25 protein-coding genes are annotated in these 24,357 nt (G+C 57.3%); 23 read left to right on the top strand and 2 right to left on the bottom strand.

Annotated elements, in window-relative coordinates; genetic code table 11:
• The first annotated feature begins 436 nt into the window (after positions 1–436).
• The 15 genes from L248_RS05695 (at position 437) to L248_RS15110 (ending at position 13,903) form a co-directional block, all read left to right on the top strand.
• The gene (locus L248_RS05695; RefSeq protein WP_040535117.1) at positions 437–1,309 is read left to right on the top strand and encodes a prolyl oligopeptidase family serine peptidase; all 873 of its coding nucleotides are present in this window, start codon (positions 437–439) and stop codon (positions 1,307–1,309) included.
• Positions 1,310–1,396: 87 nt separating this feature from the next.
• Complete coding sequence (locus tag L248_RS05700) at positions 1,397–1,930, top strand: YqeG family HAD IIIA-type phosphatase (RefSeq protein ID WP_022529177.1); 534 nt, start codon at positions 1,397–1,399, stop codon at positions 1,928–1,930.
• A 10-nt stretch (positions 1,931–1,940) separates the two neighbouring features.
• Positions 1,941–3,083 carry a ribosome biogenesis GTPase YqeH gene (gene yqeH, locus L248_RS05705; protein WP_022529178.1) on the top strand — a complete coding sequence of 381 codons (1,143 nt, stop codon included), beginning with the start codon at positions 1,941–1,943 and terminating at the stop codon, positions 3,081–3,083.
• 17 nt (positions 3,084–3,100) lie between these two features.
• A complete protein-coding gene (locus L248_RS05710) occupies positions 3,101–3,424 on the top strand; it encodes a YhbY family RNA-binding protein (RefSeq protein ID WP_040535120.1) in 324 nt (107 codons plus the stop codon).
• Between the two features lie 23 nt (positions 3,425–3,447).
• A complete protein-coding gene (locus L248_RS05715) occupies positions 3,448–4,104 on the top strand; it encodes a nicotinate-nucleotide adenylyltransferase (RefSeq protein ID WP_196812000.1) in 657 nt (218 codons plus the stop codon).
• On the top strand, positions 4,088–4,699 hold the full coding sequence (yqeK, locus tag L248_RS05720; RefSeq protein ID WP_022529181.1) for a bis(5'-nucleosyl)-tetraphosphatase (symmetrical) YqeK: 612 nt from the start codon (positions 4,088–4,090) through the stop codon (positions 4,697–4,699). The genes L248_RS05715 and yqeK overlap by 17 nt, the downstream gene beginning before the upstream one ends.
• Positions 4,700–4,719: 20 nt before the next feature.
• Positions 4,720–5,076, top strand: coding sequence for a ribosome silencing factor (gene rsfS / locus L248_RS05725; RefSeq protein ID WP_040535122.1), 357 nt, complete (start codon positions 4,720–4,722; stop codon positions 5,074–5,076).
• Entirely contained in the window at positions 5,061–5,819 is a 759-nt protein-coding gene (locus L248_RS05730) for a class I SAM-dependent methyltransferase (protein WP_022529183.1), read from the top strand. Before rsfS ends, L248_RS05730 begins: the two co-directional genes overlap by 16 nt.
• The gene (locus L248_RS05735; protein WP_022529184.1) at positions 5,812–6,945 is read left to right on the top strand and encodes a nucleotidyltransferase; all 1,134 of its coding nucleotides are present in this window, start codon (positions 5,812–5,814) and stop codon (positions 6,943–6,945) included. Before L248_RS05730 ends, L248_RS05735 begins: the two co-directional genes overlap by 8 nt.
• On the top strand, positions 6,942–7,553 hold the full coding sequence (locus tag L248_RS05740; RefSeq protein ID WP_022529185.1) for a DUF177 domain-containing protein: 612 nt from the start codon (positions 6,942–6,944) through the stop codon (positions 7,551–7,553). Before L248_RS05735 ends, L248_RS05740 begins: the two co-directional genes overlap by 4 nt.
• Positions 7,554–7,612: 59 nt before the next feature.
• Entirely contained in the window at positions 7,613–9,034 is a 1,422-nt protein-coding gene (gene gndA, locus L248_RS05745) for an NADP-dependent phosphogluconate dehydrogenase (RefSeq protein WP_040535124.1), read from the top strand.
• A 171-nt stretch (positions 9,035–9,205) separates the two neighbouring features.
• Entirely contained in the window at positions 9,206–9,892 is a 687-nt protein-coding gene (locus tag L248_RS05750) for a response regulator transcription factor (RefSeq protein ID WP_022529187.1), read from the top strand.
• A gap of 3 nt (positions 9,893–9,895) precedes the next feature.
• Complete coding sequence (locus L248_RS05755; protein ID WP_081701231.1) at positions 9,896–11,503, top strand: HAMP domain-containing sensor histidine kinase; 1,608 nt, start codon at positions 9,896–9,898, stop codon at positions 11,501–11,503.
• 310 nt (positions 11,504–11,813) lie between these two features.
• Entirely contained in the window at positions 11,814–12,776 is a 963-nt protein-coding gene (locus L248_RS05760) for an alpha/beta hydrolase (RefSeq protein WP_022529190.1), read from the top strand.
• 11 nt (positions 12,777–12,787) lie between these two features.
• Positions 12,788–13,903, top strand: a complete 1,116-nt coding sequence (locus tag L248_RS15110; RefSeq protein WP_051999871.1) for a zinc ribbon domain-containing protein — start codon at positions 12,788–12,790, stop codon at positions 13,901–13,903.
• Between the two features lie 95 nt (positions 13,904–13,998).
• On the opposite strand, the gene yidC is transcribed toward L248_RS15110, so the two are convergent.
• Positions 13,999–14,970 (bottom strand): membrane protein insertase YidC, encoded by a 972-nt coding sequence (gene yidC / locus L248_RS05770; protein ID WP_022529193.1) that lies wholly within the window; start codon positions 14,968–14,970, stop codon positions 13,999–14,001.
• Between the two features lie 82 nt (positions 14,971–15,052).
• Positions 15,053–15,328, bottom strand: a complete 276-nt coding sequence (locus tag L248_RS05775) for an acylphosphatase (RefSeq protein ID WP_040535128.1) — start codon at positions 15,326–15,328, stop codon at positions 15,053–15,055.
• 100 nt (positions 15,329–15,428) lie between these two features.
• Here L248_RS05775 and L248_RS05780 point away from each other — a divergent pair, with 100 nt between their 5' ends.
• The 8 genes from L248_RS05780 to greA all read left to right on the top strand — a co-directional run bounded on the left by L248_RS05780 (position 15,429) and on the right by greA (position 23,626).
• Entirely contained in the window at positions 15,429–16,187 is a 759-nt protein-coding gene (locus tag L248_RS05780; protein ID WP_022529195.1) for a TrmH family RNA methyltransferase, read from the top strand.
• 119 nt (positions 16,188–16,306) lie between these two features.
• Positions 16,307–16,807, top strand: coding sequence for an HD domain-containing protein (locus L248_RS05785; RefSeq protein ID WP_040535131.1), 501 nt, complete (start codon positions 16,307–16,309; stop codon positions 16,805–16,807).
• Between the two features lie 96 nt (positions 16,808–16,903).
• Positions 16,904–17,260, top strand: a complete 357-nt coding sequence (locus tag L248_RS05790; protein ID WP_040535221.1) for a winged helix-turn-helix transcriptional regulator — start codon at positions 16,904–16,906, stop codon at positions 17,258–17,260.
• Between the two features lie 423 nt (positions 17,261–17,683).
• Positions 17,684–18,733: a phenylalanine--tRNA ligase subunit alpha gene (pheS, locus tag L248_RS05795; RefSeq protein ID WP_022529198.1), complete on the top strand. Its 1,050-nt coding sequence runs from the start codon at positions 17,684–17,686 to the stop codon at positions 18,731–18,733.
• 1 nt (position 18,734) lies between these two features.
• Positions 18,735–21,149, top strand: coding sequence for a phenylalanine--tRNA ligase subunit beta (gene pheT, locus L248_RS05800; RefSeq protein WP_022529199.1), 2,415 nt, complete (start codon positions 18,735–18,737; stop codon positions 21,147–21,149).
• A gap of 185 nt (positions 21,150–21,334) precedes the next feature.
• The gene (mltG, locus tag L248_RS05805; protein WP_040535224.1) at positions 21,335–22,414 is read left to right on the top strand and encodes an endolytic transglycosylase MltG; all 1,080 of its coding nucleotides are present in this window, start codon (positions 21,335–21,337) and stop codon (positions 22,412–22,414) included.
• A 2-nt stretch (positions 22,415–22,416) separates the two neighbouring features.
• On the top strand, positions 22,417–23,079 hold the full coding sequence (udk, locus tag L248_RS05810) for a uridine kinase (RefSeq protein WP_051999872.1): 663 nt from the start codon (positions 22,417–22,419) through the stop codon (positions 23,077–23,079).
• A gap of 73 nt (positions 23,080–23,152) precedes the next feature.
• Complete coding sequence (gene greA / locus L248_RS05815) at positions 23,153–23,626, top strand: transcription elongation factor GreA (RefSeq protein ID WP_022529202.1); 474 nt, start codon at positions 23,153–23,155, stop codon at positions 23,624–23,626.
• Positions 23,627–24,357 lie beyond the last annotated feature (731 nt).

Here is a 24,357-nt window from a genome sequence, read left to right on the forward strand (position 1 = left end):
GATGTCTCGCTCGTCACGAAACTTTGGCAGCCTATTCCGCAGTTGTTACAGTAGTCACCTGGAAGCGAGGGGGTCGGGCGGAACCTCCGGCGAATTTGCCCTGATACCAAGATCCTACGATTGAATAAGATGTAGGCGATTTGGGCCCGTAGGCTGGCGGGGCTCAGCCATGAAATTGTTGTTAGCGAGCGTTCTTTGCTCGCTTACAACAAGGCCGATCTTGAAGACCGCGGTTTTTGCAGGCTTCAAGTCGTGCCCATGGCGTTCCAGCACCAGCCACCCGGAGGGCCCAAATCGCCGGGTCTCGCGAACTTTCTTCGAATTCGTTAAAATCAGTTCCGTGGAAGCAGTCAACTTCTCCCACGGAACTTTTTCATCTACCCGTCGTGGTAAAATCGAGGCGTAATCAAGCTTAGCAAACGAGGTGTTCAATAGTATGGAAGAAATCCCGCATAATCCCCAGCTGACCGGCAGTGCGTCGGTCTTGCCCGAGGTCACGTTTGCCTTGCCCGGCGGCAAGCCGCTGGCGATGACGATCTTGGTCCCGTGGGCGGCGGCACCGGCCGCAGGCTACCCCCTGCTGGTCTTTCTGCAAGGCAGCGCCTGGACGGACCCGAACCGGAATGCCGAGCTGCCGCAGCTGGCGCAGTATGCCCAGCAGGGGATGGTGGTGGCGTCGATCACCCACCGCAGCGTCAGTGACGGGTTCATGCCGCCAGCGTACTTGGAAGACGCCAAAACGGCGATTCGGTTCTTGCGTCACCACGCTGGCGACCTGAATATTGACCCGCACCGCGTCGCTTTCTGGGGCACCAGTTCCGGCGGCAACACCGCAGAATTGATAGGCCTGACCGGGGACGATCCCCAATACAAGACCAACGATTTTCCCGAAGAGTCGGATGCGGTGACCTGTGTCGTGAGCTGCTTCGGCGTGGCCGACCTGGTGGCCTTGACCGGATCCGCCCTCAAGAACGCTGCGGGAACGGCGGCATTTCGCCGGCAGCATCCCAAGGTCGCCGCGTTTATCCAAGTCGAGCAGGGGATGGCCCATGCGGAGACCGTCATGCGCGCCATGAGTCCGAAGTACCAAGTGGCTCACCGGACGACCAGCGTCCCGATGCTGCTGATGCACGGGACAGCGGATACGGTGGTGCCGTTTGCCCAGAGTGAGCAGTTTGCGGCGCAGCTGCGGGAAACAGGCATCGCCAATGAACTCGTCGCGGTGACTGGCGCGGACCATGAGAGCGATTTTTGGAGCCCGGCGGTGCACCAGCGCATCCGTACTTTTCTGAAACAGCAGCTGGGCTGATCCTGCCAGGTGCCAGGAAGTAGCATTCATTCGGCTTTTCCCCTATAATTAAGAGATAGAAAAAAAGCAAGGAAGGGAATCACGTTCATGGGCTTCTGGCCAACCTGGAAAGTATCCTCCATATTTGCCATTACCCCGGCCCAGTTACGCGACCGGGGTAAAAAGTATGTCCTCACCGATTTGGATAATACACTTATTCCTTGGAACCAAAAGGACGCGTTGGACCAGGTCCGGCAATGGGCCCAAACGCTGCGCGCGGCAGGGATTCAAGTCATTGTGGTGTCGAACAACAACCACCACCGCGTAGCGGAAGCGTTGGCTGACTTGCCCATCCAGTTCGTCGCCCGGGCATTGAAGCCGCTGCCGGTGGGTATTAAGCGCGCCTTGAAGGATTTCGGTATTACCAATGCGGAAGCGGTCATGGTCGGGGACCAGTACTTCACCGACGTGGTGGCCGGTTCCCTGGCCGGCGTCGATACGATCATTGTGGCCCCGTTAGTCGACACCGACGGGTGGAACACACGCATCAACCGCTTCCTTGAGAAACCGTTTCGGCACTTGATTCGGGTCCATAATTGGACTAAGCCGTGGAGTCACGAGAAACACGCAAAATTCAGGTGACCATGCAAAAATGAAGGAGAAAAACATCACGACAGAAGACCTGTACTGTATTGGGTGCGGCGCTAAGCTGCAAACCACAGACAAGACCCAGGCGGGGTTCATTCCTGCCAGTGCCTTAGAGAAGCAGCTGGCGGACGGCGGGGAAAAGCTGTATTGCCAGCGCTGCTTCCGCCTGCGCCACTATAATGAAATCACTGATGTGCCGGTGAACGCCAACACCTTCACCCAGCTGCTTAATGCGCTGGGGGCAGTGGACGCCCTGATCGTCAACGTGGTCGATGTGTTCGACTTCAGCGGCAGCGTCATTCCCGGTCTGCACCGGTTCGTTGGACACAACCCGGTCATTCTGGTGGGGAATAAGGCCGACGTGCTGCCCCATTCCGTGAAGCGGCGGCGGGTCACCGATTGGCTGCGCCGGCAGGCGCACGCGGTGGGATTGCGGCCCGAAGCGATTCAGCTAGTCAGCGCGGTGAAGGGCTGGCAGATTCCAGAATTACTGGCATTAATTGAGAAAGAACGGCGCGGTCGGGACGTGTATTTCGTTGGCACCACCAACACCGGCAAATCGACGCTGATTAATGCCATCATCAAGGAGACGGCTGGTGTCCAAGACCTGGTCACCACTTCACGCTTCCCGGGGACGACCCTGGACCGTATCGAGATTCCGCTGGATGACGGCCAAAAGCTGATCGACACGCCCGGGATCATTCAAACCCAGCAGATTGCCCATATCCTATCTGGTAAAGACTTGAAGCTGGTCAGTCCGCAGAAAGAGATGCGGCCGCGGGTCTTCCAGCTGACGGCGGGACAGACCTTGTTTCTGGCCGGGTTGGCTCGAATCGACTTTGTCTCCGGGCCGGCGGGGAGCTTCACGGTGTACGTGGACAATGAACTGCTGGTGCACCGGACGAAGCTGAGCAATGCGGACGATTTCTGGATGAAACACCGTGGCGAACTGCTGGCGCCGCCGAGTACGGCGGAGCTGGCTGACTTCCCGCCGATGCATCAAGAGGAGTTCACGCCGCCCAACCGTTCCGACATCGTCATCGCTGGCTTAGGCTGGGTCAACGTGCCCGGCCACGCCGTGGTGACCGTCCATGCCCCGCAAGGTATTGGCGTGGGCGTACGGCCGTCACTCATCGGGAACGATTAATGAAGGGAGATTCAGCCATGGCATTGACCGGTAAACAAAAAAGTTACTTACGGTCCCAAGGGCAAACCATGAAGCCCTTGTTCCGGGTCGGCAAGAACGCCGTTACCCCGGAGTTTATTACGCAAGTGGACGATGCGCTCGCCAAGCGGGAACTAATCAAGATCTCACTGCTCCCGGCGGCCGAAGTATCACTGGATGAGGCTCTGAGCGTTCTCACTAACGCGCTGCCCAGTATCGCAGTGGTCCAGACCATCGGCAAGACGGCGCTGTTGTACCGCCCTGCGGAGAAAGAAAAGAATCAGCATTTCTCCACGGCGGTGAAGGCTTTGATTCGGTCATGAGCACCAAGCAAACGGTGACGGCGGTGCCGGTGACCCGGACGGTGACTGTCCAGGCGCCGGTGATCGCCACGGAAATCAAGCGGGTGCTGGTGCAGCGGATGCGCGGCCACCAGATCGGCATCTTGGGCGGAACGTTCAACCCGCCGCATTTGGGTCATCTGCTCATTGCGGAAGGGGTGTATAACGCCCTGCATCTAGACAAGATTCTATTCGTTCCCGATGCTCAGCCGCCCCACGCGGACGGGAAGCACACGATTGCGGCGAAAGACCGGGTGGCGATGGTCAAAGAAGCGATTGCCGACAATCCCCATTTCTGCCTGGATGAACTGGAAGTTCGCCGCGGCGGCAAATCGTTCACTTACGACACGATTCAGGAACTGAAACGGCGCGACCCGCTGGCCCAATATTACTTCATTATCGGCGCCGACATGGTCAACGACTTGCCCCACTGGCATGAAATTGACAAGCTGGTCAAAATCGTCACCTTTGTCGCTGTCCGCCGGCCGGGGGTCATCGTGCACAGTCAGTACCCCGTGATTTGGGTCGATGTGCCCCAAGTGGCCATTTCTTCCAGCGGCATTCGCCAACGGGTGGCCAAGGGTGAATCGATTCGTTACTTGGTACCGGACGGCGTGGCCGCCTATATAAAGGAGCACAAGTTGTATGCAGAACACGCTTGAACCGATCGTTGATTACAGCTGGACCGAATTGGAACGCCGGGTGGCGGCGCGCATGACTGCCAAGCGCTTCGCCCACTGCCAGCGCACCAGTGCCGAGGCAGTCAAGCTGGCTCAGCGCTTCGGCGGTGACGTGTTGCGTGCCCAAGTCGGCGGACTGGTGCACGATTACGCCAAGCAGATCCCAGATGAGGACTTCATCGCTGCCATCCACGCCCACCATTTACCGGCTGCGCTGCTGGATTACGGCAACGCCATCTGGCACGGCATGGTGGGGATCTATTTCATCGAAGACGAGCTGGCCATCCACGACCCGGCAATTCTTCAAGCGGTCAAGGAACACACCACCGGCGCACCGGAGATGCCGCTGCTCAGCCAGATCGTATACATGGCGGACTTCATTGAGCCGGGGAGAAAGTTTCCCGGGGTGGATGAGGCCCGGGCGGTCACCCAGCAGAGCCTGCAGGCTGGTGTCCTGTACCAACTGAGTCATGAACTTTCTTATTTAGTAGAAAAACAAGAACCGATTTACCCATTGACCTTTACCAGTTATAATGCATGGGTACGGCGCGTGGGCCAGCCCCGCGCAGACAAATAAAAGGAGTCGTGAATAGTTTTTTGACAAGCGAAGAGAAATTACAGGTTGCCGTTGAAGCAGCCGATAAAAAGCACGCAGAAGAGATCGTGGCGTTGGACATGCAAAATGTCAGCCTATTAGCAGACTATTTCGTCATTATGCACGCCAATTCCGAGCGTCAGGTGCAGGCCATCGTGACCGGCATCGTGGAAGCGGAGGAAGACGCAGGCACGACGGTGAAGAGCATCGAGGGGAAGAAAGATTCCCGCTGGATGTTGATCGACTTAGGCGATGTCGTTGTCCACGTATTTCTGAAGGAAGAGCGGGCCTTCTACAACTTGGAGAAGCTGTGGTCAGACGCGCCCATGGTTGATGTGCACCAATGGATCACCGCGTAGATTACAGCATTTTTGCCCAGGTCTATGACCGCCTGATGGATAAAGACATGTATCCCCGGTGGCAGCATTTTGTGCAAAAGAACGTTCCTGGCCAACACCCAGGCACACTTTTGGACTTAGGCTGCGGCAGCGGGGATTTTGCTGTACTCATGGCCCAAGCCGGGTGGACCGTCACCGGGTTAGATTTGTCGCCGGAGATGCTCACCCTGGCAGCGGCGAAGGCTGAGCGGGCCGGCGTGGCAATTGCCTGGATTCAAGGGGATATGCAGGACCTCAGCGGGTTGGGACAGTTTGACGTCATTACCAGTTTTGACGACAGCCTGTGCTATTTGCCGCACTTGGCAGCCGTGGAGAAAACGATCCACGCCGCGGCCCAGCACTTGGTGCCGGGCGGGCGTCTTTTTGCTGATGTCCATTCCATCCATCAGACCGATGATGTATTTCCGGGATTCATGTACAACGACGTGACGGAGGACAGTGCTTTTCTCTGGACCACATATGCCGGGGACGCCCCCCATAGCGTGGAACACGAGCTGACCTTCTTCATCTATGATGAGGCGATCGACGGCTACAAGCGGGCGATGGAGATTCAAAAGGAACGAACTTATCGTACCGCGGCTTATCGCAACGCGTTTGCCCAGGCCGGCTTACAGGATATTGCGCTGACCGCCGATTTCGGCGACGCGGCTGTGACCCCGCAGACCACCCGCTGGTTCTTCCAAGGACGGCGGCCGCTTGCTTAGGGCGGTCGGTGTCGTCGCTGAGTACAATCCCTTTCACAACGGTCATGCTTACCAGCTCGCCGAGGCCCGGCGGCGGGCAGCGGCGGATGTGACCGTGGTGGCCATGAGCGGCAACTTTGTGCAGCGGGGCGAGCCGGCCCTGTTTGACAAGTGGAACCGGGCCCAGGCAGCGCTGCAGGGCGGGGCCGACCTGGTGGTGGAGCTGCCCTTGACGGTAAGCACGCAGCCGGCGGACCGCTTTGCCCGCGGCGGGGTGCAGGCCCTGGCTCAGCTGCAGTGCGGCGCCGTGGCTTTCGGCACAGAACAGCCCGAGTTGGATTATGCCGCTTTGGGTCGGCAGATCAACGCTTTGCCGCCGCACCCGGCGGGGGCAGTGGATTACGCCCAAACCTATGCCACCCAGATGAATCAGTTTTATCAAGAAACGCTCCATGTGGGCTTAGACGATCCCAACGTGATCTTGGCGTTGGGGTACGCGGCCGCCAATGCGGCCTTAGCTCAGCCCATGGCGCTGGTGCCGGTGCCCCGGGTGGGCGTGGCCCACGACGCTGCCGCGACCAGTCAGCAGCTGGCCAGTGCGAGCTGGCTGCGGCAGCATCCCGACCAGCTGGCCGCCTACGTGCCGGCTGCAGCCGCCGTGCTTTATGCGGACGCCGCGGCCACACGCTGGGCCGATTTTTGGCCGCTGCTTCATTACCGTCTGCTCACCGATACGCCGGCCGCTCTGCGCCGCCTGTACCAAATGACGGAGGGCCTGGAATACCGGTTTATCGAACAGAACTGGGCCGCGGCCAGCGTCGCCGATCTGCTGAAACGTGTAAAAACAAAGCGTTATACTTATAGTCGGTTGAGTCGGGTGGCGCTGTATACGCTGCTGCATCTCACCAATGAAGACATGACGGTGGCCCAGCCGCTGCGGATCCTCGGCTTCACCCCCCAGGGTCAGGCCTACTTGAAGCAGATTCGCAAAGCGGCGGGGGCCGCCTTACTGACCCGGGTCAATGCGGCCGCCGGCGCGCTTACCGCCCCCTATGGTTTGACCGTCCGGGCCGACCGGGTGTATACATTAAACAATGGGCACGAGCAAAACTTTGGCCGCGCCCCCATGCGGATTACGAAAGGATGATCATCATCACTCAGTTACAATGGACCGAAGCAGAACTGCGCAAACTCGGCAACCGGGAATTGACCTTCGACCGGGAAGCAGAAATGATGCCCGAGATCGCCGACCGCTTCGAAGACATCAGTGATGCGTCAACGTATCACGTGCAAGGAACGATCAAAGCCGACGGGGTGGGCTGGCTCGCAACGGTCCGGGCAACTGGCGAGGTGACCGCCCATTCCACCCGTTCTTTAGCCCCGGTGCGGGTGGCCCAGGATTTCACCTTTAAAGAATTGTGGATCCCCCAGGAACAGTGGGGCAGCGAACCGGTGGAACGGCTGATGGATACCCACCAAGCCCTGACGATCCCCATGGCCCACGACATGATCGATATTTATGGCGCCGTCAGCGACCACATTGTGTTGGAACTGCCCGCCCAGATCCTCACGGACGATGAGAAACAGAAGGGCGTCATGCCCGCGGGTGAGGACTGGCATGTTATTTCGGAAGAAGAGTACGCTGCCCAGAAAAAGGCGGACGCCAAACCAAATCCCGAGTTAGCCAAGCTGAAAGACCTGCTGACGAAGCAAGAGGACGAAGAAAAGCAGGACGACGACTCGGACAAGAAATGAGCCGTCCGGGATTTTCTGCTAGAATGTAAGTGAAACTGAAAACTGGAGGTATGGAATCAATGGATAAACCACAAATCGGCGTCATTGGCATGGCCGTCATGGGCAAGAACCTGGCGTTGAATATCGAGAGCCGCGGCTACACCGTGGCCATCTTCAACCGGACGGGGTCCAAGACCAAGGCCGTCGCCGAAGAACATAGCGACAAGAAACTGGTGCCCAGCTACACCATCGAAGACTTCGTGAATTCGTTGGAGAAACCCCGGCGCATTGTCATGATGATCAAGGCCGGCAAGCCGACGGATATGGTCATTGGTGAACTGCTGCCGCTGCTGGACAAGGGCGACGTGCTCATCGATGGCGGCAACACCTTCTTTGAGGACACCATGCGCCGCAACGCCGAGCTGGACAAGTCCGGCATCAACTTCATCGGCATGGGCGTCTCCGGCGGCGAGCTGGGTGCGCTCCAAGGCCCGTCCTTGATGCCCGGTGGGCAAAAAGAAGCCTATGACTTGGTGGCGCCGATTCTGGAGCAGATTTCCGCTAAAGCCAAAGACGGGGCGCCTTGTGTGACATACATCGGACCGAACGGCGCCGGCCACTACGTCAAGATGGTCCACAACGGCATTGAGTACGGCGATATGGAACTGATCGCTGAGAGTTACAATTTGCTGCGCAACCTCTTGGGTGAAACGCCTGAAAAATTAGCCGACACCTTCGCTGAATGGAACAAGGGCGAATTGTCCAGCTACCTGATCGAGATCACTGCGGATATTCTGACCCGCAAGGATGATTTGGGTACGGGCAAGCCCATCGTCGACGTTATCTTGGATGCCGCCGGCAACAAGGGGACCGGCAAGTGGTCCTCTCAGAATGCCTTGGAACTGGGCCAGCCTCAGACGTTGATCACTGAGTCTGTATACGCCCGTTACATTTCTGCCCTGAAGGAGGAGCGGGTCGCTGCCAGCAAGGTGCTGCCTGTCCACACCGGAGATGTCTCGGTGGGTGACAAGGACAAGCTCATTGAGAAGATCCGCGAGGCGTTGTACTTCGCTAAGATCATGAGCTATGCCCAGGGCTTCTCCCAGATGGCTGCCGCCTCCAAGCAGTACGACTGGAATCTGAACTTCGGCGAGATCGCCAAGATCTGGCGGGCCGGCTGCATTATTCGGGCGCAATTCCTGGAAGAAATCACCAGTGCCTACGAGCGCGATCCGAAGCTTGGCAATCTGCTCTTGGACAAGTACTTCCAAGACATTGCCGCTAAGTATCAGCAGAGTGTCCGCGACGTGGTTTCCCTCGCCGTCCAAGCCGGCATTCCCACGCCAGCGTTCTCTGCCGCCATCAACTACTACGATTCCTACCGCAGTGCCGTGCTGCCGGCCAACCTGATCCAGGCGCAGCGCGATTACTTCGGGGCGCACACCTATCTGCGCAACGACCGCGAAGGCGTGTTCCACTACACTTGGTACAAGGAACAATAAGCCATTCCCAGAATGGGCAGAAAAGCATTGCAACAGGGGCCTGCGGGCCTCTGTTTTTGCTTTCACAACTGTCTTAACTGTGGTAAGATTAAAACAAATCTGCTCATGAATGATAAACTTATGTTTTATTTCATGTGAACAACTTGGCAAGAAGAGGAGTGGCAACGACACATGCAAAGTATTTTGATTATTGAAGACGAGAAGAACTTGGCTCGGTTCGTCGAATTGGAATTGCAGCACGAGGGCTATAAGACTGAGGTCCACAATAATGGCCGGACCGGCTTAGAGGCGGCCTTAAAGAAGGATTGGGACGCGATTTTGCTGGACCTGATGCTGCCGGAACTGAACGGTCTGGAAGTCTGCCGGCGGGTCCGTCAGCAGAAGAATACCCCGATCATCATGATGACCGCCCGGGATTCCGTCATCGACCGGGTCTCCGGCTTGGATCACGGGGCCGACGATTATATCGTTAAGCCTTTCGCCATTGAAGAACTGCTGGCGCGTTTGCGGGCTCTGCTGCGGCGGATCGACATCGAGAACGCCCACTCTAAGAACAAGCAGCACACCATCACTTACCGGGATTTGACCATTGAGAAAGAAAACCGCATCGTCCGCCGCGGCGACGAAGTGATCGAACTGACCAAGCGGGAGTACGAACTGCTTTTGGCCTTGGTGGAGAACATCAACGTGGTTCTTTCTCGGGACGTCCTTCTGCGCAAGGTCTGGGGCTACGACTCCAGCGCTGAGACCAACGTCGTTGACGTGTATATCCGGTATCTGCGGAACAAGATCGACGTACCTGATAAAGCCAGTTATATCCAAACCGTCCGCGGTACTGGGTACGTCATGCGTTCCTAATGCATGGCTATGCAAAAGACTGAGCAAAAAGCAAGAAAACCGCACCGCATCGACTGGCGTCTTTCTCTGCGGACGAAATGGACACTGATCGTGGCCGGCACCATGGTCTTGTTTTTTGCGCTCTTTGCCAGTGTGCTGTATCAGTCGGTATCCCAAATCCTCTTGAGTCGGGAGCAGGGCACCGTGCAAGATACACTTGCCGCGGTGGACCAGCGCCTGGGGTCGATCAAAGAAGAAGTGACCAGCTTGACGGTCAATCCGCTCCTCAACCCGAATATATACAATTCTTCGGCTAACGATATGCCGGTGCCCAAGCAGCGCTCGAGTTTCTTTTCGGATTCGCTGATTGCCAAGCTCTCCCGGGAGGATATCACGGTCTCCGTGTATGATCTGAAGGGCGGGATGAAGGGGCTGGTGTTCTCCACCCGGTCGCCGGAAGCGCCCTATACGGATAATAAGACGGATGGGACGCGTTACGTTCGTTCCGACGGCGGCTTGCACCTGCTGGCCACCCGCCAGCTGCATTCCGAGCTGAACAACAAGCACATTGGCACCGCGATCGTCTACAACCGGATGGATGCCTATAACGCCAGCATGCACCGGCTGTTGTGGCAGATTGTGGCCATCGGGGCACTGGTCTTCGTTCTCATTTTGGCCGTCTCCGTTTTCTTAATGAATAAGCTGATCAAGCCGATTCGCCAGATGACCGAAACGATGACCGTCGTCCACGACGATCCGAATACCAGTGTCCGGGTGCCGGCCCTCAAGGGCAGCGACGAATTAAGCCAGCTGGTGGGCGAGTTCAACGGCATGCTGGATACGCTGCAAAGTTACATCAAGCAGCAGCAGCGCTTTGTCCAGGATGTCTCGCACGAACTGCGGACCCCGGTCGCGGTGCTCGAGGGTCACCTGCAGCTCCTCAATCGCTGGGGCAAGGACGACCCGCAAGTGCTGGCAGAATCACTGGGAGCGTCCTTGCAGGAGCTGGACCGGATGAAGCATTTGATTCAAGAAATGCTGGATTTGACCCGGGCCGACAACGCCGCCACGACGTATCCTGATGCCGTGACGGTGGTCCTCCCCGTCCTCAATTCCGTGTTCAATAACACGACGATGCTTCACGGCGACTTCCAAATCGAGAAGGATTTTGATTTGCCGGCGACCACCGCCATTAGGATGTACCGCAACCACTTCGAGCAAGTGCTGATCATTCTGGTGGACAACGCCATCAAGTATTCTCAGAAGCGTAAGGAGATTCACATCAGCGCCGCCACCGACGAGCGCACACTGTCGGTGATCGTCCAAGATTTCGGGCGGGGGATTGCGAAGAAAGACCTGCCCCAGATTTTTAACCGGTTCTACCGGGCGGATGAAGCCCGTTCCGATACCGACGTGTCCGGCAACGGCCTGGGCCTGTCCATTGCCCACCGGTTGGTCACGGAATACGGTGGGGACATTACCGTCGAGTCCGTGGTCGGCCATGGCTCGCTGTTCCGCATTGATCTGCCGCTGTTCAAGGGTCCGCTGCCGCCGGAAGAGGCGGCCGAGGCCAAGGAAGCCGACAACGATGATGACGACGGTTTGCCGCCGGGCATTATCAAGATGTCGTGAGCAGTGACGGGAAGAAAAGAGACTGGTCCCACTGGCGACTGGCGTTTTACGCTGAGGCCGCCGGTGAGACCGGTCTCTTTTTGTGTCCAGCCCAGACCCCTGGCCGCGCCACGTTCAAAATCTTGTTGGTATTCAGCAATGAGGGAACGGCCGCAACCAATCGGGCCTGGGACCGGCGCGCTGTTGCAAATCCGTATTTTGGCCAAATTCACCGGCAAAATATAATACAATGAAAAGTGTGACATCAGAAAAGAAGGGGAGTCCAGCCGCGGTGAAACGATGGGGAGCAACGAACAGATGGCAGCCGCCAGTGGTGGTCTTGGTAATCTTCCTGGCCTTGCTGGCCGGCTGTGCGCCGCATCCGACGGCCCAGCACCGCGCCGTGTCGGCTTCAACCAGCCGACCAATGCCCCGCCCAACGCGCCGGCAGCAGTCTTCCGCCAGGTCCTCGTCAGCCGCGTCAGCGCCGTCTCCGGCGGGCACGACGCCGGCGCAAACGGCCAGCAGTCTGCAGCGGCTGACGATGTGGTCGCCGAGTCTGCACAAGACTTGGCCTTATGCGGTATATATCCCTGCCCATTACGATCCCGCGCGGCGCTATCCCGTGATCTTGGTCTTGCATGGCATGGACGGAGACTATACGAATTTCTTTCAGCTGGTGGATTCCAAGACCATCTTGGACACGGAAATTGCCCAAAAGGGGACACCGGCGCTGGTCGTGTTCGTCGACGGCGGCAACGATTTTTACATCAATTCACCGGCGGCGGCGATGGATACGGCCATCACCCAGGATCTCATGGGCCAGTTGCAGAAGCAGTTTGCGCTGGCTGCTGGTCCTGACCAGCACGTCGTCGGCGGCGTGTCGATGGGCGGGTATGGCGCAATGAGCTTGGCTTTCCGCCATCCGGACGTGTTCCACGCGGCCTTCGGCATTTCTCCGGCGGTGTGGCGGACGGTACCGGCAGCCGCCCAGGCCCGGATGCCCGCCTTTCTCACCAATGGCCAATGGGATCAAGCCCGCTGGAACGCGGCGTTCCCGTTGAACCTGGTCACCCCGGCGTTGGTCCGGCGGCAGCCCGCTGTCTATCTCGCCAGTGCCAAGCCGGACACCACCGTCCCTGTGGCGAACGTGACGTCCTTCGCTGCTGCCTTGCGGGCCCGGGGCTTAACGCCCACCGTGGCCCTGGCGGACAGCGGCGGCCACAACGTCGCTTACTGGCGGCAAGCATTACCCCAAGCCTACGCGTGGAGCTTGGATCAATTGAAGAAATGAGGGGAGAAATTATGTTATTTTGTCCGAATTGCGGGGAGCAAGTCGCGACCACGGATGACTATTGTCCCAACTGCGGGTTTGACTTGAAGAAGTTCCGCGCCGAACAGGCGGCGCTGGCCGGTGGTGAGGGAAACGGTGCTGCGGAGTCAGCGGACGCTCCCGGTAAAGCCGCAGCGCCGTCAGCCAAAATACCGGAGGCAAAGCCAGCAAAAGCAGACACCCAGCCAATTACAGAGGCTGTCCCGCCAGCTGAATCACCGACACCAGGTACCCAGCCATCCGCTGGTGAGTCGACAAACGTACCGTCTGCCACGTCAGCCAATGAACCGGAAGGGGAATCGACCGCCGAATCGTCTGCGTCACCATCTGCACCGGACGGGCAAGGGGCCAATCAGCGGGAGACAGACGATGCGCCAACACCCCGGCCAACCGCTGATCAAGCAGTCCAGGCTGACTTGCCGCCGGTGACCCCGGCCCCCGCGAATCACCCGACACCCCCCGCCCAGCCGTCGTTTGGTGCCGGGCCAGTACCACCCACTGCCAGCGGACCACAGTCGGGTGCCCCCGCGCCGGCGCCGCAGCCGCCCGCCATGCCGCCCAAGAAGGGGCATCAGGGTCTGGTGGCCGTTCTGGTCGCCTTGGTCGTGGTCTTAGCCGCTGGGGCCGGCTATTTCTACTGGCATGACCAGCAGACCCAGAAGGCCGCCGCACAAGCGTCTGCCCAATCAGCCAAGGCAGCTGCCCAGTCATCTTCCGCGGCGGCTTCGTCATCGAAAGAAGCGGCCGCTAAGGCCAGCGCGAGCAAAGACAAGGACGACGATGACCTGGCCAAGGCCTTAGCCGATGCAGACAAAGACAGTGACGGCGCGAGCAGCCGGGCCAGCAGTCATTCCTATTCCGGGACCGACCGCCAACTGATCAGTTTGATTGCGGAATATGACGACCTGGATGCTGACGACTATGATTTCACCGTCAGTGTTCCGGCCCCCAGCATGAAGCAGGTCGATGTCTCGACGAAAGACGGCCATGACCTGTACGCAAAATACCGGTATGACGAAATCCATGACTTATTGAGCAAATACAACGACAGTACCGATAAGTGGGAATTGATCAAAGGTGACGACTAACTGACCGTCTCCGCCTACTCGCGTTTCTTCACTGATGTACTAAAAAACGGTCCAGCCAATTTCTGACTGGACCGTTTTTTGACTGTTACCATATCTTAATCCGCGTGCGGACGCTGCTGCTTGCCGGCATTGCGTTCCCGGTTGCGTTCGTGAATGGCAGCCACGTGGGGATCGCTGCTTGCGCCAGCAGCACTGGCTGCGGGGGCACCGAACATATCCTCGGTGACGACGGTCACCACCGGATTCTCCTTCAGTTCTCGCGCCGCCCGGGCCTTCATCCGGGGCTGGATGACGTAGGTCGCGATGACCTGCTGCACCAGCATGACGACGTTAGTCGCCAACATGTAGAGCCCCAACCCAGCGGGCAGGAAGAGGGTGAACATGATGGTCATCAGTGGTCCCAGGAACATCGTGGACTGCATGGTCTTCTTCTGGGCTTCCGGGACCCCGATGACCATCATCCAGGACTGCAAGGCCGCCACGGCGGTGGCGATGATGGCAATCAGGTAGTTCCGCGCCCCCAGGTTAATACCGAAGAACGTGGCCTGCGCGATTTGCGGCGTGAACTCGATGGACTGGTACAAGGCCCACAGAATCGGCAGCTGGATCAGCATGGGCAGACAGCCGATACCGCCGAGCATGGAGACGTTGTTCTTTTTGAACAGCTCCATTTGTTTGACAGAAAGCTCCTGCTTCTGTTCCATGGTCAGGTCGGTCCGCTTCTGCAGCTTTTGCAGGATCGCCATCTGCGGCTGAATCGCGGCCATCTTTTCTTGCTGATAAGTGCTCTTGCTCTGCTGCCGCAGCATCAGGGGCATGAGGATCAGGCGGATAATGACGGTCAGAATCAGGATGCCCCAGCCGTAAGCGTTGGGGCCGCTGATCATCCGGGCACACCACTTCATGAATTCCCGCAGCGGACCGGCTAAGTATTGGTAAGTCCAGCCCATCGGCCCGCTGGTGGGCGGCTTGAGATTCGCCGGCTGGGCACATCCGCCCAGGACGATCAGCAGCACCGCTAAGCTGCTGAGCAGTAACGCGTAACGCACGTACTTCTTTTTCAACACGATTTACCTTCCGTTCTCTATAGTCAATGGTATTAATAGTAAATTAAACGGCAGGTTTAAGCAATACGACCTAAGGCGGGAATTAACCCGTGACCTTGAAACCGTGGTAGCTGGGCAGGGGAGAAAGCTCCTTCTCGTCCACCCGGTCGACCTTGCCGCTGGGGGTGGGCGAGGCTTTGATCGCCCCGATGAATTTTGTCAATGGTTCCTCTTCGCCGGCGGCTTCGATGTAAACTGAACCATCGAATTCGTTCTTCACGAATCCGGTGACGCCGAGCTGATCGGCGACCATCTTGGTCAACCAGCGAAACCCAACGCCTTGGACTCGGCCGAAAACATGTAAACTGACTGCGCGCATTGTGCCAACCTCCATTATTAGAGTTGCTTGTCACCGTCCATTTTACTATGCCAGCCCGCGGTTGCATAATGGAAACAGACAGAAGAGAAGGGGTATCGCCTTGGAATACATTGAATCCGTACACAATGACCAGATCAAGACCGCCATTAAGCTGCAAACAAAGAAGTATCAGACCAAAACCAACGCGTACTTTTTGGAGGGCCCGCACCTCATTCAAGAAGCCGTTGCGGCCGGCGTTGACTTGAAGCAGCTGTTTATCACAGAAAACCATCAGGACGACCACTTGGTCAAACGGTTTTACGACCAGACCATCATGATCAGCGACGCCGTGGCTAACCACCTGGCCGCAACGGAGACCAATCAGGGCATGTTCGCCATTGCCCCCATTCCGGCACTCCAGCTGCCGGCGGCATTGACCGGCGGCTGGCTGCTGCTGGATGCCGTCCAGGATCCGGGCAATGTCGGCACCATGATCCGCACGGCTGACGCAGCGGGCTTCGCTGGTGTCATCATCGGCACGGGCACGGCCTGGCCTTTTAACCCCAAGGTCGTGCGGGCAATGCAGGGCAGTCAGTTCCACCTGCAATTGGCCCAAGCCACCATGACGGATGCCGTGGCGCAATTGCACAGTGCCGCCGCGCCGGTGTATGGCACCCTGGTCAACGATGCCGCCGTGGATTACCGCACCATCCAGCCGGTCCCCACATTCGGCCTGATTATTGGGAATGAAGGCAACGGCATGGACCCGGCCCTGGCGAAGCAGACGACGGCGAACCTGGTCATCCCCATTCCGGGACACGCTGAGTCGTTGAACGCTGCTATCGCCGCCGGCATCCTGATGTTTCACCTCGTTGCTTAAGGAAACATTAAGACGGTGCAGAAAACGGTGCCATCCCCGCCTTGCAGGTATCCATTTCTGTTTGGAACATGGTATACTGATTGTTGAGAATTAAAAACTCTAGAGGAGTGACTGCCACTTTGTCTCAACTTCCTTGGCAAGAAAACGAAGAGTACCGCAGTTATGTGGATGACCTCTTGGCCACCCCCCAAGTGCAAAAACTCGCAGACTATACGCAGCATCATTACACGAATCGGCTGCAGCATTCGATCACCGTTTCCTACGATAGTTATCTGATTGGTAAAAAACTTCATTTGAATTGCCGCGCCTTGGCCCGGGCCGGCCTGCTCCACGACATGTTTTACTATGACTGGCGCAACACCAAGTTCGACTTGGGTACCCATGCTTACATCCATCCCCGGATTGCCGTCCACAATGCTGAGAAGATTACCCCGTTGTCCGATATGGAACGGGACATCATTTTGAAGCACATGTTCGGCGCCACTGCGGCGCTGCCTCGGTACAAGGAGAGCTGGGTCGTGACCTTCGTTGACGACTACGCGGCCGTCAAGGAGTTCAGCAAGCCCACCGCCCGCAAGCAGTGGCGGGAACTGAAGAAGCGTTTGATTTCAACATTTTAGTCACCAGAGCGTTCCCGTTGCATACCTTGCAACAGGAACGCTTTTTCGATATACTTACCTTATGTAAGTGAACGGAGTGACGAATAGATGGAAGAAATGGCGAAAACCGTCGTAACGGCGACACCGTGCGGCGAAGACGGTCTGTGTCCAAAGTTTGCCAAGATCTTCAGTATCTTGGGCAAGAAATGGAACGGCTTAATTATCGAAGCCTTACTGAAGAATGGCACCCAGCGCTTCAAGCAACTGGCCGGCATGGTGCCCACCTGCTCCGACCGGGTCTTAGTCGAACGGTTACGGGAGCTGGAGAGCGAAGGGTTTGTCGAACGGGTGACTTATCCCCACGCGGCCTTGATTGAATACCGCTTGACCGAGCGGGGGGCGTCCCTGGCCCCGGTCATGGGGGCCATTCACACTTGGGCAGACGAGTGGATTACACCAGAAGAGTGCCGCTAGTCCTTGCTTTTTGGCTGAAAGCTCTCTATGATGAAGAGCAGATACATTAACGACATTGATGAAGACCAAGCGGCGGATCACCGCAGAGAGTCGGGCCTCAGCTGAAACCCTGACACTGATTCGCCAATTTTCCCTTCGGAGTCGGCACTGCGAACCGAGAGTAACGGTGTCCGGTCTTATGACCGTTATCCAGATCAAGTGTTATTTAGTTTAGCTAAATAAAATTAGGGTGGTACCGCGGATCTCGTCCCTTGAGGATGGGGTCTTTTTTTGTGCCGTGGGCAGCGTTGGCTCGGTCCGGGTGCATGCGGGCTCCGCGGGATTGGGGCGGGAACGCCGTGGGCACGACTGGAAGCCCGCGCAAAGTCCGCCCGGTCCCAGCATATATTGGCGACCACCCAAAAAATAAAGTGAGGTAAGCACATGGCTCTACAAGATGAACTGACCAAGATCAAAACAGATGCGCTGACGCAGATCGCTGCGGCCGCGGACTTGAACGCCTTGAACGACATTCGCGTACAAGTACTGGGGAAGAAAGGCTCCCTCACCGGTGTCCTGCGCGGGATGAAGGACCTCACCCCGGAGGAACGGCCCAAAGTGGGCAGCTTCGCGAATACGGTCCGCGATGCGCTCACGGAGGCCATTGAAAAGCGGCATGCGGCCTTGTCCGCTCAAGCACTGCAGGCCAAGCTGGCCCAAGAAACGATCGACGTGACATTGCCTGGCCGACCCGTGCACCGCGGTACCATGCATGTCCTGGACCAAGTGATGGAGGACGTGGAGTCCCTGTTCATGGGCATGGGCTACCAGGTCGTGGACGGCCCGGAAGTCGAGACCGAGCACTATAATTTTGAAATGCTCAATGTCCCCAAGGATCACCCCGCCCGGGATATGCAGGACACATTCTACATTACGCCCGATGTGCTGCTGCGTTCCCAGACCAGCCCGGTACAGGCGCGGACGCTAGAGAAGCACGACTTTTCTCAAGGCCCGTTGAAAATGATCTCCCCGGGCCGGGTGTACCGCCGGGATACCGACGATGCTACCCATTCTCACCAGTTCCACCAGATCGAGGGGCTGGTCATCGACAAACATATTACGATGGGCGACCTGAAGGGGACGCTGGAAGTGCTGGCGCGCCACGTCTTCGGTCCGGATCGCAAGATTCGTCTGCGGCCCAGTTATTTCCCGTTCACGGAACCTTCCGTGGAAGTTGATGTCTCTTGGGGCAGCAAAACCGGCAGTGACGATGTCACCAGCAAGGACAACGGCTGGGTCGAGGTGCTGGGGGCCGGTATGGTGCACCCCAATGTCTTGAAGAGTGCCGGTGTCGACGCCGACGTGTATGGCGGCTTTGCCTTCGGGCTGGGCCCGGACCGGTTTGCGATGCTGAAATACGACATCGAAGACATCCGTAATTTCTACCTGAACGATCAGCGGTTCTTGACTCAATTCCAACAGGAGGGCGAATAACGTGCTTGTTTCTTACAAATGGTTGAATGATTACATCAAAGTCAACGAGGATCCGGTGAAGCTCGCCGACCAAATCTCTCGGACTGGGATTGAGACGGAAGAAGTCTTCCGCCGGGATGAGGGCCAGAAGAAGATCGTGGTCGGTCATGTCTTAGAGTGTGTACCGCACCCCAATTCCGACCACCTGCATATCTGTCAGGTGGACGTGGGCGAGAGCGAACCGTACCAGATCGTCTGCGGAGCGCCCAACGTTGCTGCCGGCCAATACGTCATCGTGGCCTTGCCGAATTCTTGGATCGCGGGGCATACCAAGATCAAGAAGAGCAAGATGCGCGGGGAAGTGTCCATGGGCATGATCTGTGCCTTGCAAGAAATCGGCTTCCCCGATTCCGTGGCGCCAAAGGAATACGCCAGCGGCATCTGGGTCTTCGCTGAACCGCACACGCCCGGTGAGTCGGTCTTCCCGCTGCTGGGCATGGATGATCCGGTCCTGAACGTGGACATCACCCCCAACCGGGCGGACACGCTGGGGATGCACGGCGCAGCGTGGGAAATCGGGGCGATGCTCGATGAAAAACCGCATTTCCCCGAACCGCACATCACCGAAACCGGGGCCGATATTCACACGCTGCTTCAGGCCAGCGTCCCGGACAGCAGTGATGCACCCAGCTACAACCTGCGCATCGTGGAGAACGTTCAAATCAAGGACAGCCCGCTCTGGCTGCAGGTCCGCTTGATGAACGCCGGCATTCGTCCCATCAACAATATCGTCGACATTACCAATTACGTGATGCTGACGTACGGCCAGCCGCTGCATGCTTTCGACTATGATAAGCTGGCTCAAAAAGAAATCCTCGTCCGCCGCGCCCGCGCCGGTGAAAAGCTGATGACACTGGACGGGAATGACCACGACTTGGTCCCGGACGACATCGTCATCACTGACGGCCAGAAGCCTATCGCCTTAGCTGGTGTCATGGGCGGTTTAGAGACCGAAGTGACGGACACCACCAAGACGGTCGTCTTCGAGTCCGCCGTCTTCCCGCCAACGCCCATCCGCAAGACGGCCCAGCGCTACAACTTGCGTTCCGAAGCCTCCAGCCGTTTTGAGAAAGGCACGAACCACGCTGACGTACTCACCGCTCTGACCTATGCGGCCCAGCTGGCCGGGGAAATTGCTGATGCCCAGACCGCCAAAGGGGTATTGTCGCCGACCGCGATGAAAGTCCTGCCGACAGTGGTGGATATTTCCATTGACCGCATTAACCACGTGTTGGGTACCCAATTGACCGTGGACCAAGTGCGGAAGATTTTTGACCGCTTAGGCTTTGGCGTGGACGAAGCGGACGGTTTGTTCACCGTGAGTGTGCCGCCCCGGCGCTGGGACATCAGCATCGAAGCCGATCTGATCGAGGAAGTCGCCCGGCTGTATGGCTACGACAATCTGCCCAGCACCTTGCCCCAGGCCACGACGACGGTGGCTCACCATACGCCGATTCAAAAGTTGATCCGGTACAGTAAGCGGACCTTGCTGGCGGCGGGCCTGAATGAAGCCATCAGTTACGCCCTGGTCAATGAACAGGAAGCGGGCCAGTACGTACAAGCGCAAAGCGTTCCGACCAAGATCGACTGGCCGATGACGAAGGACCATGTGGCGCTGCGCCAGAGTTTGATTCCCGGTTTGATGGACGACCTGGCTTACAACATCGCCCACAGTGTCAAAAATGTGCAGCTGTTCGAACAAGGCCGCGTCTTCTTGAAAGATGATGCCCAGACGGTGCGGCCAAATGAAGTCGAATACTTAGCCGGTCTGATCTCCGGTGAATGGCAGAGCCGAGCGTGGGATACCGCGACCCAAGCCGCGGATTTCTATCTGGTCAAGGGTATCGTGGAAGACTTACTGGCGCCGTTACGGCTGAGTACCCCCGTGCGTTACGCCGCGACGGATCAGTACCCAGAAATGCACCCGGGCCGCACAGCCAACATTTTCCTGGGGGATACACTGATTGGTTTCGTTGGTGAAGTGCACCCGGCCCAGACTGCCGCCATCAACGCCTCTGACACATTCGTTTTCCAGCTGGATCTGGACATCCTGCTGAACGCGGCGAAGACACCGCTGCTGGCGACGCCGGCACCGAAGTATCCGGCCGTCACTCGGGACATTGCCCTGCAGCTGCCGGAGACAGTGACCAACGCGCAAGTTTTGGCGGTGATCCATGACCATGCCGGCGCCTTCCTGGAAGACGTCCAGCTTTTCGATGTGTATAAAGGCGATAAACTGCCTGCTGGCACTCAGTCACTAGCCTATACGCTCACGTTCCGCAATCCAGAAGCGACCCTCACGGAAGACGAGGTCAACAAGGCCTTCCAGAAGGTCAGCGATGAATTGGTCGATGCCCTGCATGCCGAGATTCGGTAGCCAAACGGCCGCTGGTTTTGTATAATGGCAAGCAGTATGAATATCGATAGGCAGGGGGTCCACCGCAGTTGAATTCAGAGCAAACGCCCAAGAAAAACGACGCGGCAAAGAAAGATACACAAGCACCCGTCGACGCTGCAGACCAGGCGAGTCAACGAGAGCAAAACCGGCATCAGGAGACGCGGGTGGCCAGTAAGATCGTGGTCTGGATCGTCAGTATCTTGGCGGTCCTGGCCGTAGTGATCGGCATCTTAGGGTATCGTTATGTGCACGAGAGCCTCCAGCCATACAATACGGCTGATGAACGGACCGTGGCGGTGAAGATTCCCATTGGTTCATCCAACAAGGAAATCGCGGCCCAGTTGGAGAAACACAAGATCATCCGCAGTGCCACGGTGTTCAATTATTACGTGAAGACCCACAACTACGCCGACTTCACTGCCGGCTGGCATTCCTTCAAGCCGTCCATGTCCTTGGACCAAGTCGTGGCCCAATTGCAGAAAGAGGGCCTGGCGGCCGAACCCAAGGACCGCATTGGCCGTATCCTAGTTAAGGAAGGGGTCACGGTGGAAGACATCGCTAATTCTCTCCCCAGCCAGACGAAGAAGAATAAGAAATGGGATAAAGCCAGCTTTCTGAAATTAATGAAAGACGACGACTTCGTTAAGGCGGTGGGGAAGAAATATCCTGAACTGCTGAAGTCCGCCCTGGCTGCGAAAAATACCCGTTACCCGTTGGAGGGCTACCTCGCACCGGCCACCTACGATATCTATAAAGACACCAGTCTCAAGGATTTCGTGGTGATGATGGTGCACAAATCTCAGCAGGAGCTGGCGCCGCTGTACAAACAGATCGCGGCGAAGAACTTAACCGTGCAGCAGACCTTGACGCTAGCCTCCCTGGTTGAGCGGGAAGGGGTCAAGACGGAGGACCGGCAAAAGATTGCCGGTGTCTTCTTCAACCGCCTCGATGCTGACATGCCCCTGCAGTCAGACATCTCGGTGATGTACGCACTGAACGAGCACAAGACCCACTTGACGAACAAGGATACGAGTGTGGACTCGCCCTATAACCTATACATCAATAAGGGGTATGGCCCGGGGCCGTTCAACAATCCCAGTTTGAACGCGGTTCATGCCGTGCTCTCACCCAAGGATCGCGATCAAGGCTACCTGTACTTCCAGGCGGATCTGAAGACGGGGAAGATTTACTATTCCCAGACATATGAACAGCACACCAGCACGACTCAGGATCTGGGGCAGTGACCATGATCGACTTAGGCAGTGAACACCCTCATAACGGGAAGAAACGGCCCATTGTCATCGGCGTCACCGGCGGTTCCGGCTCCGGCAAAACGACCGTCAGCCGGGCCATCTTTGATGAGTTCGCCGGCCACTCGCTGCTGATGCTCCAGGAGGACTCGTATTATAAGGCCTCCACGGCGCCGTTTTCTGAACGTAAAAAGATCAACTACGACCACCCGCTGGCCTTCGACACGGACCTGCTGATCGAACAGCTCCAGCAGCTCCTGCGTTACGAGTCCATCGACAAGCCGGTGTACGATTACAAGGACCATAACCGGTCCAAAAATGTGGTGCGCCAGGAACCCAAGGACGTCATCATCCTGGAGGGTATCCTGATTCTCTACGACCCGCGGCTGCGGGACCTGATGGATATTAAGGTGTACGTCGACACGGACGATGACATTCGGCTCATCCGGCGCATCAAACGGGACATGCGTGAACGCGGCCGTTCGCTGGACAACATCATCAACCAGTACCTGGCCACTGTGCGGCCCATGTACCATCAATTTGTCGAGCCGACGAAGCGCTATGCGGACATCATCATTCCGGAAGGTGGCCAGAACCAAGTGGCCATCGATTTGCTGGTGACGAAAATTCGTGATATTTTTGCGAGACAATCCCGGTAAGAATATGTATAATGTTTTCTTGGACTGTTTTGGTCCACCAGAATCAGTAACGACTATTTAGAGGTGTAAATGCATGGCAAACAAGACATACCCGATGACAGCAGAGGGCAAGAAAAAACTGGAAGACGAATTGGAGAACTTAAAGACCGTTAAACGGCCCCAAGTCATCGACCGCATCAAAGTCGCCCGCGGCTTCGGCGACCTGTCCGAGAATTCGGAATATGAATCAGCCAAGGACGAGCAGAGTGTGGTTGAATCACGTATTTCTCAAATCGAAGAAATGCTTCACTTTGCAGAAGTCGTGGATACTAACAAGGTCGACAAGAACGAGGTTTCCGTCGGCAAGACGGTGACGTTCCTGGAAGACGGCGAAGACGAGCCGGAGACGTATCAAATCGTCGGGGCAGCGGAAGCGGATCCTTTCGCCGGCAAGATTTCCAACGATTCACCCATCGCCAAGGCCCTAATCGGCAAGCACAAGGGCGATCACGTCGCCATCAAGACCCCGGGCGGCGAGATGGACGTCGCCATCCAGGCGGTGAAGTAATTTTCCCCTGACAACGAAGAATGGCCTCTGCGGAGGCCATTTTTTCGTGGGAGAAAAGATACACCAGATTCCGGAGGCAGGTAAGCGTTCTGCTCTGGCCCGGGTGACTACGGGCTCCGCAGATTCGGGCTGGAACGCCATGGGCCGACTTTAAGCCCGCGCAAAGTGCGCGCGGTCTTAAAGCTCGACCTTGTTGTAAGCGGGCAAAGAGCGCCCGCTAACAACAATCTCATGGCTGAGCCAAAATCTGCTCCGCCCTCCGTCACCCTATATTCTTGTGGTAGGATAATTCTCCCCAACACGGGTCAGTGAAGATCCGTTGATAACCTTTGTCTTTGCAAGCAAATGAGTTGTCCCGCAAAAGAGGATCACAAGTCCCCACAGACCATTGGTTAAGCTTTCGGCTCTTGGTGGACGGCACGGCCGAGATGACGCCTTTCCCAATGATTCTGCTAAATGATTTTTGTCCGATGTGGATTGGGCTCATACCGGGATCACACGGAATGGGTCTCTTACATTATCTTCTGGAATGCGGATGCTTATCTTTTGTGACGGGAGCGATTTCTGTCGTTGGGCCAAGGCTTCAGATGTTCTCATGCCGTAGGGTGACGGAGGGCGGAGCGGGAGGGGGCTCAGTGGTGGAAACTGCACGAAATCTTGAGCGTTTTTTGCTCAAGATTTCGATGCAGTTAGGCGTGTTTGAGACCGCGCACTTTGCGGGCTCAAACCGC

This window comes from Schleiferilactobacillus shenzhenensis LY-73 (genome assembly GCF_000469325.1).
Classification (GTDB): domain Bacteria; phylum Bacillota; class Bacilli; order Lactobacillales; family Lactobacillaceae; genus Schleiferilactobacillus; species Schleiferilactobacillus shenzhenensis.

Coding starts and splice junctions, on each gene's coding strand:
- L248_RS05755 (WP_081701231.1), top strand. CDS start 9,896: ATGGCTATGCAAAAGACTGAGCAAAAAGCAAGAAAACCGCACCGCATC.
- L248_RS05775 (WP_040535128.1), bottom strand. CDS start 15,328: ATGCGCGCAGTCAGTTTACATGTTTTCGGCCGAGTCCAAGGCGTTGGG.
- L248_RS05750 (WP_022529187.1), top strand. CDS start 9,206: ATGCAAAGTATTTTGATTATTGAAGACGAGAAGAACTTGGCTCGGTTC.
- L248_RS05730 (WP_022529183.1), top strand. CDS start 5,061: ATGGATCACCGCGTAGATTACAGCATTTTTGCCCAGGTCTATGACCGC.
- L248_RS05695 (WP_040535117.1), top strand. CDS start 437: ATGGAAGAAATCCCGCATAATCCCCAGCTGACCGGCAGTGCGTCGGTC.
- pheS (WP_022529198.1), top strand. CDS start 17,684: ATGGCTCTACAAGATGAACTGACCAAGATCAAAACAGATGCGCTGACG.
- udk (WP_051999872.1), top strand. CDS start 22,417: ATGATCGACTTAGGCAGTGAACACCCTCATAACGGGAAGAAACGGCCC.
- gndA (WP_040535124.1), top strand. CDS start 7,613: ATGGATAAACCACAAATCGGCGTCATTGGCATGGCCGTCATGGGCAAG.
- yqeK (WP_022529181.1), top strand. CDS start 4,088: ATGCAGAACACGCTTGAACCGATCGTTGATTACAGCTGGACCGAATTG.
- L248_RS05700 (WP_022529177.1), top strand. CDS start 1,397: ATGGGCTTCTGGCCAACCTGGAAAGTATCCTCCATATTTGCCATTACC.
- L248_RS05740 (WP_022529185.1), top strand. CDS start 6,942: ATGATCATCATCACTCAGTTACAATGGACCGAAGCAGAACTGCGCAAA.
- L248_RS05790 (WP_040535221.1), top strand. CDS start 16,904: ATGGCGAAAACCGTCGTAACGGCGACACCGTGCGGCGAAGACGGTCTG.
- greA (WP_022529202.1), top strand. CDS start 23,153: ATGGCAAACAAGACATACCCGATGACAGCAGAGGGCAAGAAAAAACTG.
- yqeH (WP_022529178.1), top strand. CDS start 1,941: ATGAAGGAGAAAAACATCACGACAGAAGACCTGTACTGTATTGGGTGC.
- L248_RS05710 (WP_040535120.1), top strand. CDS start 3,101: ATGGCATTGACCGGTAAACAAAAAAGTTACTTACGGTCCCAAGGGCAA.
- L248_RS15110 (WP_051999871.1), top strand. CDS start 12,788: ATGTTATTTTGTCCGAATTGCGGGGAGCAAGTCGCGACCACGGATGAC.